This is a genomic window from Oceanobacillus sp. FSL W8-0428 (assembly GCF_038004405.1).
In the GTDB taxonomy this organism is placed as follows: Bacteria; Bacillota; Bacilli; order Bacillales; family Amphibacillaceae; genus Oceanobacillus; species Oceanobacillus sojae.
In genome coordinates this window covers 4,849,445-4,866,962 of record NZ_JBBORB010000001.1, presented here as the reverse complement: position 1 = coordinate 4,866,962, position 17,518 = coordinate 4,849,445, and the positions used below count along the sequence as shown (strand labels likewise).

Below are 17,518 nucleotides of genomic sequence, written 5' to 3'. Positions count from 1 at the left end.
AGCAAAATATATGAGTATGGAATTAAACTCTCCAGCTTCGAGAAGCAGGGACTATGCTGTCACAGATATTTTTGTTCTTTACTAGTCTGGTATTGGCAGGCTGTAATAAAAAAGAAATTTCTGAAATGAATCCAAAAGATTTACCAGATGTAACGTCATTTCAGGATGAATTTACTCGGGAATTTATGGTATAGACGGAACCGGTAAAGGAAGGGTATTATTTAATGCAGTCAAAAACAGGAGAATATAAGATGTTATATCCAGAGGATGCAGAGTTAAGTAAAATACGGTATGATATGACAACCACAGATATAGGAGCTATTGAAAGGATTAGTTATGGAGGAGATTCTAAGGAGAAAGAATATTTATATCATGTACGTTTAATCTATGATTATGGAGATTTAGGCGGAGATGTAAATAGATTCAAAAATATTATGAGAGGTCATACGCACTACGATGGTGAATATGAAGTGATGGAATACGAAGATAAAACCATTCATTATGCCACAACAGAATATGTTACACGAGATGGAGAAGGAATAGCGTATCGTTATATAGGGATTATTCAATCAAATAACGCAGATCAAGCCGTTACTTATAATTATAACATTGTTACAGACTATGAAAATAATCTTGACTTAGATGCGTTAGAGAAAGAAGTACTGGAAATTATGGAATCAGTAGAATTTAAACAATAAGAAAAATTAAATTACATATACAATCAAATAGTTATCTTTTTAAATCATTTCGAACAAGCAGTAAGGAGAAAAAAGTAATGATGGGGAAAAATTTCTTTATATGGAACAGTCATCCCAATAGTACTGATTTTACTTGTGGGATTTATATTAATAGGAGGATGGAAATATTTTCTGCTGATTGCTGGGATAGTTGCAGCCGGTAAGCCGTTAAGCAAATTTTTATCAAATGCATGGGTGAACCCGATCTTATTTCTCCTATTTATAGCTGGGATGCACTATTTAATTCAAGATATCTATGTCACGATGATTTTTGCTTTTAGTTTAATTCTCATGAGATTAATCGAAATATTTATTAATAATAAGAAAATAGAAAGCGTATTAGCATTTATCGTCATGTTTTCGGCAGCACTTATCCTGGAATATTCGGAAGAGCTATTCCATAAAGAGGTGGAAGTATCTGAAGCAGAGGTCTATCCTGTTGAACAGGAATTTGAAGCAGTATATGATGTGGTCGAATATGCGGTTATTAAAATAGAAGAGAAGCCGAAGCGGATTACCTTACATTTTGCAGTAGAACGGGCTGATTCTATAGAAGAAATTGAGGAACTGGGAAAGAATTTTGCTGAAATGGTAAGTATTGAGATTAGCGAGACGCAAGAAATAGAAGGCTCTGATAAAGAGAGCTATGGAGATCTTTTTGTGGATTATGACCTGCGAATTATTATAAGGGAAGAAGAAACCAGAAAACTTTCAACGGGATCAAAAGGTACGAATGAAGCAGAAATCTCATGGTATGTATATGAGATAAACTACTAGCAGATGCAAACGATGAAAATATAATAATGACAGTTTCGCTGCTATATTAACATAAAAAAGAATTATACCTTACTCAATCTTTGATAGAGTATGAAATTTTACCAAAAAGAACAGCAAACTTCAGCAGTTTATGCATTACCCTCCGATTCTATGTTATTATTTTTCCATACATACTAAATATTACGAACAGTTATTTAAGAGTGATTTGAAGGTTTGGCTCTTTAATATGGATAGAATTTCTGCAAGGGAGCAGCTTTTGTCTGACTGGGAGGAGGGTGAACAGACATGCGAAAAAAAGACCTGCCACTAATGCTCCAAATGATGCTGTTCACCAGTGGATTAATCTGCTTTACGCTGCTTGTTACAGGAATACTTATTGGATATAATCAGGCGTCAGAAACAAAGGAAGCGCTTGCGGATAAAGCGAGTTTAAGTGCAAGTCATTTTGCCCGTATGCCTATTGTTGTTGATGCACTTGAAAAAGGGGAAGCTGGTGAGAGTCTCCGTTCCATCGCCGCTGAAGTACGTGAGAGTAATGATTTACAATATATTGTGCTGATGGATATGAAAGGAATCCGCCTGATGCACCCTGTTCCTGAACGGATTGGAGAACATTTTGTTGGAGGAGATGTAGACGCGGTGCTTGAAGGACAGCGCTATACCTCTGAGGCTGTTGGTACGCTGGGCCCATCCATGCGGGCTTTTGAACCAGTTTATAATCAAGAGGGAACGCAGATTGGTGCGATTTCTGTAGGAATTTCAACCAAGGTAATTAATCAGGCTGTGTGGGATAGCTTGAAAATCACTATTTTAGGAACTGTTTTAAGCCTTGGTCTCGGTTTGACAGGTTCCTATTTTCTAGCAAGAAGGCTGAAGAAAACATTGTTTGACCTGGAGCCTCAGGAAATTGCCTATATGATAGAAGAACGGGAAGCAATGCTGGACAGCGTGAGTGAAGGAGTTATTGCCATTAATGCAGAACATCAAATTATTATTGCTAATCCATCGTCAGGATTTATGCTGGAACGGGCAGGCTATCATGGAAATATTATTGGTGAAAAGATAATAGATGTCTGGCCGGAGCTTTCGCTGGAGGTATTATTAAACGGTGAAAAAGCAGTCTATGATAAATCTGTCCGCTTTGGTAATGCAGAAATGATTACGAATAGTGTTTCCTTTAAAGTGGATAAAAATGGTGTCGGCGCGCTTGTTACTTTTAGAGATCGAAATGAACTGGATGCCATTATGAAGAAGCTGTTCGGAGTGGAGTCCTATGCACATACGCTGCGGATGCAGACGCATGAGTTTATGAATAAGCTTCATATTATCGGTGCAATGGTTTATACAGAGTCCTATGAGGAGCTTGCGGAATATGTGGACAGCCTTTCGCAGATTTATCAGCGGGAGACTGGAATGATTTCCGCTCATATCGATGATGTTGCTATTGCCGGGTATCTTTTAACTAAATTAGAACGGCTGGAACAGCTTCAAATTGATGTAGATATCCAGGGGGAGAACAAATGGCCAAGTCTTTCTGATCCAACTGCTGTTGACCGTTGGATTACGATTATAGGAAACAGTCTGGAAAACGCAGTCGATGCAATGGTTGGACAGAAGGAAAAAAAGATTACGCTGGTTTTTGATGTTTTTGGTGAAGCGTTATTCTATGAAATTCGTGATAATGGAGCGGGTTTTAATGTTGAGAACTTACCCTCTATACTAGAGAAAGGTTATTCGACAAAAGGATTGAATCGTGGATATGGGATGACGATTATGATTAATGCGATTAAAGCAGGAAACGGAACCTATCATATTCAATCTAAAATCGGTGCAGGTACATGTTTACAAATTAAGGTGCCATATGAACATAATGATGAAGAGAGGAATAATTCAAAATGATACGTATAGCTATTATTGAAGATGAGCCGCTTATTTCTAAATTTCATCAGAAGTATATTGAAAAAATAGATGGTTTTTGCTGTGTTGGAAGTGTGGAAACAATTGAAGAAGGTATTAGGCTGGCGAGACAGCCCGATATTGATTTAATTTTACTTGATGTCTACTTACAGCAAAAAAATGGGCTGGATTTATTAAAGCAAATCCGCTTGGAAGAAATAAATGTAGATGTTATTTTAATCACCTCCGCCAATGACCAGCAATCATTAAAAACAGGCTATCGATATGGTGTGGTGGACTATCTTTTGAAACCATTTACCTTTGAGCGTTTCCAAGAATCCCTCTTACGTTATAAGCAAACAGTACGATTGGCAGAAGGAAAGGTCCATCAGGCAGAGGTAGATCGTTTATTTCATCCGCGTGAAAAGCCTGTTTTAAAGCCGGAGGACTTGCCAAAAGGAATTACAAAAGAAACATGCCGAAATATTCTAGCGGTAATGGTGGAGCATGAGGATTGGCTGTCGGCGGCAGATTTGAGCTCCTATGCAAAAATTTCACATGTTTCTTTACGTAAATATTTACGTTTTTTTGAGGAAAAGAAGCTGCTTGAAAAAAATGTGATGTATCATAGTTTCGGACGTCCGCTGCAGCAATATAAACTCTCCCGGGCAGGAAAAGACAATCTCCAACAATTTTAGTTTCGATTAGTTAAAAAATATATACAAACAAAATAAAATAGTCGAAAATAGGAGTGAGTTTTTAGTAAGCGTTTTCAAAACGGGAGGGAGTTTGATTCATGAACTATGTAACTTCGGCATGGCAGGAACTTTGGAAGCAGCATAAACGTACAAAGAATTTATTAAACATTTTTGCCATTCATAAAAATGTTGCTGAAAAAGAAAAAGATGTGGATAAACGTAGGCAAGCTTCTGCAACAAATAGCGCAGGCCAGGGACAATCTGGAAAATCAGGAAACGAGCCGCCTAAAGCGCCTTATGCGAAACCACAGCTTATAGGTTTGATTTTAGGACCATTATTATTTGTGTTGACAATGTTTTTTTTCCATCCGGAGGGACTGTCACCTGAAGGAAAAGCTGTTCTTGCTTCGACATTATGGATTGCAACATGGTGGGTTACAGAAGCGCTGCCGATTCCGGCTACTTCACTTCTGCCGTTGATACTGCTGCCAATGACAGGCGCATTGGAAGGTGGAGATGTAGCTTCAGCATATGGTGATGATATCATTTTTCTATTCTTAGGCGGTTTTTTTATTGCAACAGCTATGGAAAAATGGAACTTGCATAAGCGTGTGGCCCTTTTTATTATTTCAGTAATTGGAACAAGTGTACAGCGAATTTTACTTGGATTTATGTTAGCGACCGGCTTTATCTCCATGTGGGTGTCAAATACAGCTGCAGTTATGATGATGATACCAATGGGATTAGCAATTATTGCTCAGGTAGCAAGTGTTTTAAAGGGAACACCAGAGGAAAAGGAATTGCCAAAGTTTGAAAAGTCCCTTATTTTTGGTATTGGATATGCTGGAACCATTGGCGGTTTAGGGACATTGATTGGTACACCTCCAAATATTATTCTGGCAGGACAGCTTAAGACATTATTTGACGTGAATCTTTCTTTTGCAACATGGATGCTTTTTGCAGTTCCTGTGGTTATATTTATGCTTTTCTTTACTTGGTTATACTTAGGAAGAATTGCGTTTAAGACAACGATCAAGGAGCTGCCCGGCGGGAAAGAGTTAATTCAGAATGAGAGACATAAGCTGGGTAAGGTGGCTTATGAAGAGAAAATAGTAGCATTTGTCTTTCTTTTTGCAGCATTTATGTGGATTTCCAGAGAATTTTTTTGGTCAGAAGACGGTTTAATTTTTTATATTCCAGGAATTTCGGACGGAATGATTGCAGTAATTGCGGCAGTAATGTTATTTGGTATTCCAGCTAAAAGAGAACCCCGTGTCCTGTCATGGAAAGATTCGCGTGATATACCCTGGGGTGTACTATTACTTTTTGGAGGCGGTCTGGCGATTGCGGTAGGATTTACACAGACAGGTTTATCTGACTGGCTGGGGCAGCAGCTGACCGTTCTGGATGGATTACATTTACTTATCATTATTTCGGCAGCTACCCTGCTGATTATGGCATTAACTGAAATTACATCAAATACGGCAACAGCGACGATGATTTTACCGGTAGTAGGTGCATTAGCAGTTGCTTTAAATATTCATCCATTTGCATTGATGATTCCTTGTGCAATGGCAGCAAATTGTGCATTTATGCTCCCGGTCGGAACACCACCAAATGCCATTATTTTTGGTACAGGTAAGCTGAAGATTATCGAGATGGTTAAAGCTGGATTCTGGATCAATGTGGTAGCAACAATGATTATTGTATTAGCTGTCTATTACCTTGTTCCAATAGTTTGGGGAATTAATTTATCTATTCTTCCCGGAGAATTTAAGTAGATGAAGTAGATAAGAAAAAGAAATTCAGTAAAATAAGTTGGAAATATCCTTAAGAGCTGACAGTTTAAGGAACACTTAAAAAAACGCATTCATTCAAAAGACGAGTGGGTGCGATTTTTACTAAAATAAGTGTTTTTAAGATGTGCAACCTGCAGCGTTAAATAAAAATTTGTAATTGTGAGGAGATTCATGATGAAAAAGATAACGATTGCCAATATACCCGGAGACGGCATTGGGAAGGAAGTTGTCCCTGCAGCAACAGAGGTCTTGAACACGATAGCCGCTATTCATGGCGGATTAAAATTTGAATTTACCGAATTCCCCTGGAGCTGTGAATATTACCTGGAACATAATCAAATGATGCCTGATGACGGTATGGAAAGACTGCAGGATTTTGACGGCATTTTTCTGGGGGCTGTTGGAAATATAAAACTTGTTCCTGACCATGTGTCTTTATGGGGACTTCTTATTAAAATCCGTCGTGAATTTGAACAAGTGATTAATATTCGTCCTGCAAAAGTCATGAAAGGAGTAAAATCTCCACTTGCGAACGCGAAAGACTTTGATTTGATTATCGTTCGTGAGAATAGTGAAGGGGAATATAGCGAGATTGGAGGAAAAATTTACAGAGGAGAAGATGAATTAGCAATCCAAAATGCTGTTTTTTCAAGAAAAGGGACGGAAAGAGCAATGCAGCATGCCTTTCATTTGGCCTCTAAACGGAAAAAACGAGTAACAAGTGCGACAAAATCAAACGGAATTACTTATTCTATGCCATTTTGGGATAGTGTATTTGAAGATGTATCAAAGGGGCATCCTGAAATTAGTACTGATTCGCAGCATATTGATGCATTATCGGCATTCTTTGTGACACACCCTGAAAGGTTTGACGTTATTGTAGCAAGCAATTTATTTGGAGATATTTTGTCGGATCTGGGCGCTGGAATTATGGGCAGTATTGGCATCGCACCATCCGCAAATATTAATGTGAATGGGAAATATCCATCGATGTTTGAACCGGTTCATGGTTCAGCACCAGATATTGTCGGAAAAGGAATCGCTAACCCAATTGGTCAAATATGGACTGCCAAAATGATGTTAGATCATTTTGGAGAAGAAGAGCTTGGAAATACATTATTAGATGTAATTGAAAGTGTAACAGGTGATGGCTTCTTAACAGCTGACCTTGGCGGGAAGCATAGCACAAAAGAAGTTACAGATGAAATTATTAACGAGCTGAAAAAGATTGATAAAAAAGGATAAAAACATACTGTTGCTTTTATCATATACGTACTAAGTTCTAAACAGGAGGCTAAATAATGGGTGATAAATCAGAACTTAATTCATCAGAATTCAAACATGGATGGGCAAAGGTTAATAATATCAATCTGCATTATGTAGAGGCAGGAACAAATTCGTCCAAGCCTGTTATTTTATTGCATGGGTTTCCTCAAAGCTGGTTAACCTGGCGTTATGTGATACCCCATCTTATGAAGGAACATCTCGTTATAGCTGTTGATTTGCGCGGTTATGGTGACTCAGATAAGCCGGCTGGAACAAAAGGCTATGATAAGTCAACAATGGCTTCTGATATCCATGAATTAATCAAACATCTTAACCTGGAAAATGTAACTTTAGTGGGGCATGATCGTGGTGCCAGGGTTGCGAGGAGATTTGCGTTAGACTATCCTGATAAGGTTGCTGGTATCGGACTCATTGATATTCTTCCAATGGAATATCTTTATGATAAATTAACAGCCTCAGAAGCGGCTAAGAAATATTGGCACTGGACATTTCACCTTGTTCCTGATCTGCCGGAAGCACTTATACAGGGAAAAGAGGAAATATATCTTGAATTTCTGTTCAGACGTGCTCCAGGGCTCCTATCCCTTCTTAAATCAGATGGTTCGTGGGAAGATTACCTGCGTGTATGGAAACAGCCAGAAACGTACCGGGCTGCACTGAGTGATTACCGGGCCACACACGAGGTTGATTTACCGCAATATAGAGCGGAGAATGCCGCTGGCAAGCTATTAAAAACACCCACCTTTTTATTATGGGGAGAAAATGGCAACCTTGCCGGCCAGCCAGTGCTTGATATATGGAAAGAAGCAGCTCTTGATGTTCAGGGAAAGCAGCTCGGAAATTGCGGACACTATGTTCCAGAAGAGCAACCGGAGCCTGTTTCTGAGTATATTTTGAAATTTATCAGAGAGAATCAGAGGGGGTAATGTGAGCGAGTGAAGCTGATAAAGGGTTTCACCTTGTCGCCAGGCATATGAAACTTCTTTATAAATGGATTAAAAATATTTCCTCTTAGTTGTAGCGTTCATTTTAAGTGAACAATAATTTGCTGCCTTTTCAGAACCTGTCTTTATATTTTTAATGCTGGAAATCTAACTATAATAATGTGAAACGCCCGGGGTTTTCACTTTTAACCGCCGGGCGTCAACAGCTATATCAGTGATTTATAACCGAACCTAAGAACGATTTCTGCGATGTCTTTCTTTGCCGCCCTTCATGGCATTTAATTCTTCTTTACTTTTCTTCTTTTTCTTTTTACCTTTATCTACACTCATTAAAATACTTCCTTTTTGATTAGTATGAGCTAAAAAAGATAATTTATTTGTATTTCCTGTTGACATGTTCTTTATAAAGAACTAATATATAAATTATACAAGCAGATAAATTTTTTTGGACATTACGTTCTTTATAAAGAACGTCAAATTATAATATGAAAAAAAGGTTAGGGGTGATTCCAATGAATAATAATTTTCATAGCTATGATGAACAAAAAAATATAAAAGAGATTGATCTGAAACAGTATTTTATTTTAATTAAAAAAAGATTTTGGATTATTATCATTATTACGATTATCAGCACACTGACCGGCTACTATTTCAGTAATCATGATAAAGCACCTATTTACGAGACATCTACCAGAATGATTCTGGGGTCCGGCAGTGAGGATATGAATACACTCATGGTTATGATAAAGGACCCGATTGTCATGGAAGGAGTTGGCGAACAATTACAATTAGAAAGATCAGTTAATGCAATGGCAGATCAAATTACCGTTTCTCAAGTGGATGAATCACAGGTAGTACAAATAACCGTAACGGATTCGAATCCAGAGATAGCAGCTCAAATTGCAAATGCAACAGCCACAACGTATAAAAAGGAAATGGGGAATATATTAGGGTTTAATGAAGTACAGCTGTTATCAGAGGCAAAACCCGGTGCCGTTCCAATTAATCAAACATCCAGCAATTTAACAATCATCACTTTTGTATTCGGACTTATCATTGGAACCGGATTTGTTTTTCTCTTAGATTCACTGGATGTAAAAATAAGAAAGGAAAGCGATGTCGAGGCGTTATTAGGAGTTCCAGTTTTAGGTACGATATCCAATATGAATAAAAGAAAATTTGCAGCCAAGAAAAAAAGTCGGAAAATAAAGCTGATAAAGGGGAGAAAAGTTGGTGTTAAACAAAATACATAACCATAACATAAATAAACTGCATTTACTGGCTTATTCCAATCCAGATTCCACCATATCGGATCAATTCCGGGCAATACGATCAAATATACAATTTTTGCGGGAGAAAAAGAAAAATTCTATTTTACTAATTACCTCGCCCGAGGATGGAGAAGGGAAATCAACAGCTACTGCTAATTTAGCAGTGTCGATGGCCAGGCAGAATGAAAAAGTTCTGCTCATTGATGCAAATTTAAGAAGTCCTATTTTGCACACAACTTTTAGAATGCCAAATTCAAATGGTTTATCCAATATTCTTAAAGGACTGTCAAAATTAGAAGAAACCATTTACCGTACTGATGTTCCACATTTAGATATCATCACAGCAGGTCCTGAAGTTTTCAATCCAGCAGAAGTTCTTGAAAGCAACGCTATGAAAAAATTATTAAGTAAACTGGACAGCCAATATGATATGGTTCTGATTGATTCGCCTTCTGTATTACAAACAACCGAAACAAGGGTAATTGCCAACCAGTGTGAAGGGGTTGTTCTCGTATTAAAACGGGGAAAAACAGAAACTGAAAAAGCTGTAAAAACAAAACGGGTACTCGATTTGGCAAACGCAAATTTAATTGGTGCTATTTTAAACTAATTATATTTTTTTATCACTTTGTTCGTTATAAAAAATATATTGATGAGAATTATATCGGTGATGTCATACTTACCGTTATCAATGTAGGCACTCGGCTATGCTGTGGGTTGAATCAACCTTAGACGCGTTCGTTGTCAATAGTATAGTGTGAGGGCGGGTTAGATGCCCAAATATATACATATAATGAAACATGATTTAGTGGGAGTTTTACATCCGTTTTTCGTGATAAATAGTCATCATGTATATACAAAAGAAAGGAGGAGCAGATAATGACACATCGACAGCGAATATCCTTATTTATTATTGTTGATTCCTGCATTGTGCTATCAGCAATTTACTTTGGTATGTCTCTATTAAGTTCTTCAACTCCTCAGCTAAATATCTCAATGTTAATAGGCAGTCTTGCTATATTATTATCACATCACTTGTTCTCAATAAAATATAAACTTTATAAAAAGCATTGGGAATATACGAGTATTCAGGAGTTATTAATTATTTTAAAAATAGTTACTTATTCTATACTGACGGCAATCCTTGTTCATTATATATTTATACAGGAACTGTCCTGGAAATTATTTGTTGTAGCCGGGCTTCTTCATCTATTCTTCATTGGCGGCTCCCGTTTAGTCTGGAGGATATACCGCGATACTATCCTGAATAAATCAGAAAACAAAATCCGTACATTGATAGTTGGAGCCGGTTCAGCTGGAACAATGATTGCCAGACAGCTGTTAAAGAAGAATGAAGGAAGTTTACGGGCAGTTGCTTTTATTGATGATAGCCCCAAAAAACAACATCTTGATATTTTAGGGCTGCCTGTTGTCGGCGGTGTAAATCAAATAGAAAGTATCGTGGAGAAATATAAAATTGAACATATTATTATCTCTATACCGTCTTTAAGCAGGAAAGAATTAAATACAATATTCCAGGAATGTGCAAAAACAAAGGCAAAAACACAGGCTTTGCCTCACTTGGAAGACTTAATCACCGGGAAAATTTCTATTAATGAATTCAGAGATGTTCAAGTAAAGGATTTACTTGGCAGAGACCAGGTAGAAATGGACATGGAAAGTATTTCAGATTATATTTCAAATAAGATTGTCCTGGTTACTGGTGCAGGAGGATCGATTGGCTCTGAAATTTCGAGACAGGTTGCAAATTTCAAACCAGCTCAGTTAATTTTACTGGGACATGGTGAAAATAGTATTTACTCTATAGAAATGGAGCTCAGGGATGTATATCACGGTAGTGAAATGGAGTTTATAACGGAAATAGCAGATATCCAAGACGCAAAAAAAATGCTGTATATTATGCACAAGTATAAGCCTGATGTTGTCTATCATGCTGCTGCTCATAAACATGTGCCGTTAATGGAGCGTAATCCGGAAGAGGCTGTGAAAAATAATATTATCGGGACAAGAAATGTTGCTGAAGCAGCTAGTAAAAACAATGTTGGTATTTTTGTCATGATATCGACGGATAAAGCAGTAAACCCGACCAGCGTAATGGGCGCATCCAAACGATTAGCTGAAATGATTGTTCAAGCTATGGACAGGCAGAGTAATACAAAGTTCGCAGCAGTCAGGTTTGGAAATGTTCTGGGCAGCCGTGGAAGTGTGATCCCCTTATTTAAAAAGCAAATCAAAAATGGTGGACCAGTGACGGTAACACACCCGGAAATGGTCCGTTATTTTATGACGATTCCAGAAGCATCCCGACTTGTTATTCAAGCAGGAGCTTTAGCAAATGGCGGAGAGATATTCGTTCTGGATATGGGAGATCCGATAAAAATAATCGATCTTGCCAAAAATCTTATCAAGCTGTCCGGCTATTCTCTAGATGATATAGAGATTAAATACACGGGGATTCGTCCTGGTGAAAAGCTTTATGAAGAATTACTTCAGGAGAATGAAGTGCATAACAACCAGGTATACCCCAAAATATATGTAGGTAAGCCAACAAATATCTATATAAATGAAATCGATGAGATTATTACAATATTTGAAGACATAGATTCTGATGCACTGAGAGAGCGGTTATTGAACGTAGCAAATAATGTAGTCATGAAGGAACTGCAGGCAGTGAGTATATAAAAAATAAAGTATTAAGAGGATATTTGTTTGAACATAGAAGAAGATGGGCTAAAAAACGAAAGGGGTGAGCTTTAATTGTCTAAGAAGATACTATTTTGTGCTACAGTAGATTATCATTTTAAAGCTTTCCATTTACCATATATGAATTGGTTTCAAAAACAGGGCTGGGAAGTTCATGTGGCTGCAGCGGGAAATATTAATTTACCATATACAGATAAACAATTTAAAATTTTGATTCAGCGTTCCCCTTTTCATCCATCAAATATGAAAGCATATAAACAACTAAAAAGAATCATTAATCAAAATAGCTATTCAATAATTCACTGTCACACACCATTTGGAGGGGTACTTGCCAGGCTGGCTGCCAAGGAAACAAGGAAAAGGGGAACAAAGGTTATCTATACAGCGCATGGCTTTCATTTTTGCAAAGGGGCACCCTTACAAAATTGGCTGTTTTATTATCCAATAGAAAGGATGCTGTCAAGGTATACGGATACACTGATACTGATTAATCAGGAGGATTATCATTTAGCAAGAACACATAATTTTAAAGCGGGGTCTATTGAACATGTACACGGGGTCGGCATAGATATAGAGAAATATAAGCCTGTACATGAACAGAAAAAGAGAGAATTAAGAAAGTCATTTGGTTATAAAGCCGATGACTTTTTATTATTTTATGCAGCAGAATTCAATAAAAATAAAAACCAGCAATTACTATTGCATGCTTTAGCTTTGTTAAAGGATAAAGTTCCAAATACAAAGCTTTTACTTGCCGGGAAAGGGGCGTTATTAAAAAGCTGTCAGCAGCTGGCACATCAATTGGGCGTCAGTGGGATGGTTGATTTTCTCGGATTTCGAAAAGATATTGAGCAAATTCTCCCGATGTGTGATATAGGAGTGGCATCCAGCTTAAGGGAAGGATTGCCAGTTAATATGATGGAGGCAATGGCTTGTGGTTTACCGGTTGTAGCAGTAGATAACCGGGGGCACCGGGAACTTATCGAAAATGAAAAGCATGGCTGGATTATCTCAAATCCAAATGCTGTTAAGTTTGCCAACAAATTAATACAAGTCTCCAATATGGCTGAACCTGGACTTACGCTTGGAAAGTGCGCCAGGGAAAAGATTGTATCATCCTATACAGTAGATAAAATACTTATGGAAAAAAGAAAAATTTATGAAAAACATATGGAGAAAAGGGGGGAAGTTCATTGGGCAGTCCATTAAGAGTATTACATGCAGTGGTTAACATGAACCATGGCGGTGCAGAAACCCTCATTATGAATCTGTACAGAAATATAAACAGAGAAAAAGTTCAATTTGATTTCCTTACCTGTAAAGCGGGACTGTTTGATAAAGAAATTGAAGCGATGGGCGGAAAAATTTATCGAATCCCCTATCTTACAGAAGCAGGACACTTCGGTTATCTGCAGGCATTAAATACATTCTTTACGGAACATAAAACGTATAAGATTATTCATTCCCATATGGATAAAATGAGCGGATTTGTTATACGGGCAGCAAAAAAAGCCGGTATTCCAGTTCGGATTGCACATAGTCATAACACACAAAGTGAAGGGCATTTATTTATAAAAATGTATAAGTGGTATGCCGGAACATTTATCAGACCAAATGCGACACACCTATATGCATGTTCACAAGCAGCAGCAGAATGGATGTTTATATCTGAAGCGAAGCAGACATTTATTTTAAACAATGGTATTGAGATAGATAAATTTAAATATTCAAATATAAAAGGAAGCTTATTAAGGGATGCATTCAATATTACGGAAGAGGCATTCGTTCTTGGTCATGTTGGCAGATTTCATGAACAAAAGAATCATAAATTTATCATCAATCTATTTTATATTTTAAATAAAGAAATGGAAAATTTGCATCTTGTATTCGTTGGGGACGGCCCTTCCAGAAAGGAAATGGAGAGAAAAGTTAAAGAGCTGAAACTGGATAAAAAAATAAAATTTCTCGGGGTAAGAGATGATATTTCCGACTTGCTGCAGATGTTTGATCTCTTTATATTTCCATCTTTTTTTGAAGGATTACCAGTTACACTTGTTGAGGCTCAAGCCTCCGGACTGCCATGTATTATATCTGATTCTATTACAGAGGAAGTGGATCTGAACTTAGGGCTGATCCATCGATTATCCATATCCGATAAAGATTTGTGGATACGAAAGGTCAAGGAATTAAAAAAAGAACCTCCTTCCAGAGAAATTGTAAAGGAACACCTGGTAACGAAAGGGTATGATATCAAGTATACAGCTGCAGACCTCCAAGCAAAGTATTTATCGGTGGGAGGGAGGTAATATGAAGAAGCTTACTATTTTTACTCCTGCTTTTAACAGAGCCTACTGTCTGCATCATTGCTATGAGAGTTTAAAAAGACAAACGTGTAAAGATTTTATCTGGTTAGTGATCGATGACGGCTCAACAGATAATACGAAGGAACTGATTGAGACATGGCAGGAGGAAGAGAAAGTGGAAATAAATTACTGCTGGCAGAAAAATCAGGGAATGCACGGAGCACATAATACAGCATATGAAAAAATAGATACAGAATTAAATGTGTGTATTGATTCCGATGATTATATGCCAGACGATGCAGTAGAAAAAATCCTCGCCTTTTGGGCGGCTCATGGTAATGAAAAAATCAGTGGACTGGTCGGACTAGATGCTGATAAGGATAATCAAATCCTTGGAACAACACTTCCAAAGCATCTCAAGCAGGCTACCTTATTTGATTTATATTATAAGCATGGAGTAACAGGAGATAAAAAGCTGGTTTACCGCACAGCATTAACTAAAAAATATCCGTACCCTATTTTTGAAAGTGAGAAATATGTAGGACTGGCATATAAATACTATATGCTCGATAAAGATTATGAATTGCTATTAATGAATGAAGTCATCTGTCATGTGGAGTATCTTGCAGATGGCTCATCGAGAAATATGCTGAAACAATATCATAATAACCCGCTAGGCTTTTCCTTCTACCGTAAGGAGCTGATGAAGCTGCCCTTTGCTGATACAGCATTTAAATTCAGACAGGCAATCCATTATGTATCCAGTAATTTAATCAGCAAAAACGGAGCATTTATCAAAGAAACACCGGAAAAAATACTTACAGCCTTGGCTTTTCCTTTAGGATTTTTATTATATTTATATGTTTTATCAAAAAACAGGAGAGTGAACGTGTGATTTTAGTGGAAAGGATATAGCAAATGACTTTACTCTGGATCAATCTTGCTATTGTTTTTCTCTGTGCTTTATCTGCAAGATATTTTGCAAAACTCGTGTCGATAACAAATTCAGGTTTAACTATTCATATAAAACCCAATAAACTGCTCGTATTTGGAGCTCTCCTGTCACTTATACTGGTTTCAGGCCTTCGTGCCGGAATAGGGGATACATTTAATTATCGAAATATATTTGAAAAGAACGATTTTACCTGGGAGTATATTACCTCTGAAAAAGATATTGGGTTTGGTATCCTGCAAATGATTATAAAAAACTATATATCAGCTGATTCACAGATGCTGATTTTGATTACAGCGCTGATAACCAATCTTCTTATTGTCCTTGTTTTATACAAATATTCCAGGCTGATGGAATTAAGTTTATATGTATATATAACAGGAGGACTATTTTTAGTTTCGATGAATGGTATGAGACAACTGCTGGCCGCAGCAATTGCATTTACGGCAATTAAATTTTTAATCGACGGCAGTTTTTTTAGGTATGCACTTATTGTTATTTTTGCTTCATTCTTTCACCAAAGTGCGTTAATACTGCTTCCAATGTACTTTCTGGTAAGATTTAAAGCTTGGTCTAAAACGGCAATTGTCTTTATTTCATTTTCAGTAATTGTGGTACTTGGATATGAACAATTTACGGCTTTATTATTTACAGCATTGGAGGATTCACAGTATAGCGCCTACGATGAATTTGCGGAAGGCGGGGCTAATATTATCAGGGTTGTAGTGGAAGCAAGCCCTCTTTTTGTTGCGTTTTTAGGAAGAAAGAAGCTTCAAAAGATCTTTTCTGATAGTGATTTTATTGTAAATATGTCTCTGGTCGGATTGGTGTTTATGGTTTTTTCAACACAAGAGTGGATTTTTGCCAGGGTATCAATCTATTTTCAGCTTTATCAGCTTATTCTTATTTCCTGGCTGCCTAAGCTATTTAGAGAGAAGGATCAGAAAATTATTTATTTGATTCTGATCATCAGTTATTTTGCATTCTACTATTATGAAGCTGTCATTACGTTAAAAATAAATTATGTAAGCGATTTTTTAACCTTGTGACGAGGGAGGGAAACAAATGGAAGTTCTTGTGACTGGCGGTGCCGGTTATATTGGAAGCCATACATGTGTAGAGCTGATAAACGAAGGTTATGACGTTATTGTTCTGGATAATTTCTCAAATAGCAGCCCAATAGCATTACAAAGAATAAAAGAAATAACAGGAAGAGAGCTTAAAATATATCAAATAGACCTTTTGGATAAAGAGAATGTGGGAAAGGTATTCTCTGAGAATCAAATAGATGCTGTTATTCATCTTGCAGGTTTAAAAGCGGTAGGGGAATCCATATCTGTTCCATTGCAATATTATCAAAATAATGTCCTGGGCAGTCTCCTATTATTTGAAGTGATGCAGCAATTTTCCGTGAAAAATCTTGTATTCAGCTCCTCGGCAACAGTGTATGGTAACCCTGAAAAAGTTCCTGTAACGGAGGATACGAAACTGGAAGCAACAAATCCATACGGCCGAACAAAACAAATGATAGAAGAAATATTAAAAGATATGGCTTATTCCGATCCGCTCTGGAGTATTGCCTTATTGCGATACTTTAATCCGATTGGAGCACATGCCAGCGGTCTTATTGGTGAGGATCCGGGTGGGGTGCCCAATAATCTGATGCCGTATATTTCACAAATTGCAGTCGGGAAAAGAGAGCAGCTCGAAGTATTCGGAAATAACTATTCTACAGAAGATGGCACAGGTATCAGAGATTATATTCACGTAGTTGATCTGGCAGTCGGGCATTTACGGGCATTAGAACAAGTTCAAAAAGGAATAGGAGCAGAAGCTTATAATTTAGGAACAGGGAAAGGACACAGTGTTCTTGAGGTAATAAAAGCTTTTGAAAAAGTTTCCGGAATCCGGATTCCTTATAAATTTGTACATCGCAGACCGGGTGATATCAGTACCTGTTATGCGGATCCGGCGAAAGCACAGAATCATTTAAATTGGGTGGCGATGAGGGGAATAGAAAAAATGTGTGCAGATACATGGCGATGGCAGAAAAATAATCCTGATGGATACAGCTTTATAAGTAATCATAAAACACCGGTGGAGGCAGACATCGGTGTTTTTTATGGATAG

The 17,518-nt window shown here is 37.4% G+C and carries 16 protein-coding genes; all 16 read left to right on the top strand.

Annotation, left to right across the window (positions count from 1 at the left end):
- The first annotated feature begins 53 nt into the window (after positions 1 to 53).
- Positions 54 to 194, top strand: a complete 141-nt coding sequence (locus tag MKY30_RS23410) for a hypothetical protein (protein ID WP_156988494.1) — start codon at positions 54 to 56, stop codon at positions 192 to 194.
- Positions 195 to 251: 57 nt separating this feature from the next.
- Positions 252 to 698, top strand: coding sequence for a hypothetical protein (locus tag MKY30_RS23405; protein WP_341085541.1), 447 nt, complete (start codon positions 252 to 254; stop codon positions 696 to 698).
- A gap of 135 nt (positions 699 to 833) precedes the next feature.
- Complete coding sequence (locus tag MKY30_RS23400; protein ID WP_341085540.1) at positions 834 to 1,514, top strand: hypothetical protein; 681 nt, start codon at positions 834 to 836, stop codon at positions 1,512 to 1,514.
- Between the two features lie 285 nt (positions 1,515 to 1,799).
- Positions 1,800 to 3,413: an ATP-binding protein gene (locus tag MKY30_RS23395; protein WP_341085539.1), complete on the top strand. Its 1,614-nt coding sequence runs from the start codon at positions 1,800 to 1,802 to the stop codon at positions 3,411 to 3,413.
- Positions 3,410 to 4,108: a response regulator gene (locus tag MKY30_RS23390; protein ID WP_156988501.1), complete on the top strand. Its 699-nt coding sequence runs from the start codon at positions 3,410 to 3,412 to the stop codon at positions 4,106 to 4,108. Before MKY30_RS23395 ends, MKY30_RS23390 begins: the two co-directional genes overlap by 4 nt.
- A gap of 98 nt (positions 4,109 to 4,206) precedes the next feature.
- Complete coding sequence (locus MKY30_RS23385) at positions 4,207 to 5,889, top strand: SLC13 family permease (RefSeq protein WP_147211676.1); 1,683 nt, start codon at positions 4,207 to 4,209, stop codon at positions 5,887 to 5,889.
- A gap of 192 nt (positions 5,890 to 6,081) precedes the next feature.
- Positions 6,082 to 7,152, top strand: coding sequence for a tartrate dehydrogenase (locus MKY30_RS23380; protein ID WP_147211697.1), 1,071 nt, complete (start codon positions 6,082 to 6,084; stop codon positions 7,150 to 7,152).
- A gap of 56 nt (positions 7,153 to 7,208) precedes the next feature.
- Positions 7,209 to 8,120, top strand: a complete 912-nt coding sequence (locus tag MKY30_RS23375) for an alpha/beta fold hydrolase (protein ID WP_147211675.1) — start codon at positions 7,209 to 7,211, stop codon at positions 8,118 to 8,120.
- Between the two features lie 530 nt (positions 8,121 to 8,650).
- Positions 8,651 to 9,391, top strand: a complete 741-nt coding sequence (locus MKY30_RS23370; protein WP_156988505.1) for a Wzz/FepE/Etk N-terminal domain-containing protein — start codon at positions 8,651 to 8,653, stop codon at positions 9,389 to 9,391.
- Positions 9,372 to 10,019 (top strand): CpsD/CapB family tyrosine-protein kinase, encoded by a 648-nt coding sequence (locus tag MKY30_RS23365; protein ID WP_246145198.1) that lies wholly within the window; start codon positions 9,372 to 9,374, stop codon positions 10,017 to 10,019. Before MKY30_RS23370 ends, MKY30_RS23365 begins: the two co-directional genes overlap by 20 nt.
- 269 nt (positions 10,020 to 10,288) lie before the next feature.
- Entirely contained in the window at positions 10,289 to 12,112 is a 1,824-nt protein-coding gene (locus MKY30_RS23360) for a polysaccharide biosynthesis protein (protein ID WP_341085537.1), read from the top strand.
- A gap of 75 nt (positions 12,113 to 12,187) precedes the next feature.
- Positions 12,188 to 13,342, top strand: a complete 1,155-nt coding sequence (locus tag MKY30_RS23355) for a glycosyltransferase family 4 protein (RefSeq protein WP_341085536.1) — start codon at positions 12,188 to 12,190, stop codon at positions 13,340 to 13,342.
- The gene (locus MKY30_RS23350) at positions 13,327 to 14,439 is read left to right on the top strand and encodes a glycosyltransferase family 1 protein (RefSeq protein WP_341085535.1); all 1,113 of its coding nucleotides are present in this window, start codon (positions 13,327 to 13,329) and stop codon (positions 14,437 to 14,439) included. The genes MKY30_RS23355 and MKY30_RS23350 overlap by 16 nt, the downstream gene beginning before the upstream one ends.
- Position 14,440: 1 nt before the next feature.
- Positions 14,441 to 15,331 carry a glycosyltransferase gene (locus tag MKY30_RS23345; RefSeq protein ID WP_156988509.1) on the top strand — a complete coding sequence of 297 codons (891 nt, stop codon included), beginning with the start codon at positions 14,441 to 14,443 and terminating at the stop codon, positions 15,329 to 15,331.
- A gap of 23 nt (positions 15,332 to 15,354) precedes the next feature.
- Positions 15,355 to 16,437 (top strand): EpsG family protein, encoded by a 1,083-nt coding sequence (locus MKY30_RS23340; RefSeq protein ID WP_341085533.1) that lies wholly within the window; start codon positions 15,355 to 15,357, stop codon positions 16,435 to 16,437.
- A 16-nt stretch (positions 16,438 to 16,453) separates the two neighbouring features.
- Positions 16,454 to 17,518 carry a UDP-glucose 4-epimerase GalE gene (galE, locus tag MKY30_RS23335; RefSeq protein ID WP_339282564.1) on the top strand — a complete coding sequence of 355 codons (1,065 nt, stop codon included), beginning with the start codon at positions 16,454 to 16,456 and terminating at the stop codon, positions 17,516 to 17,518.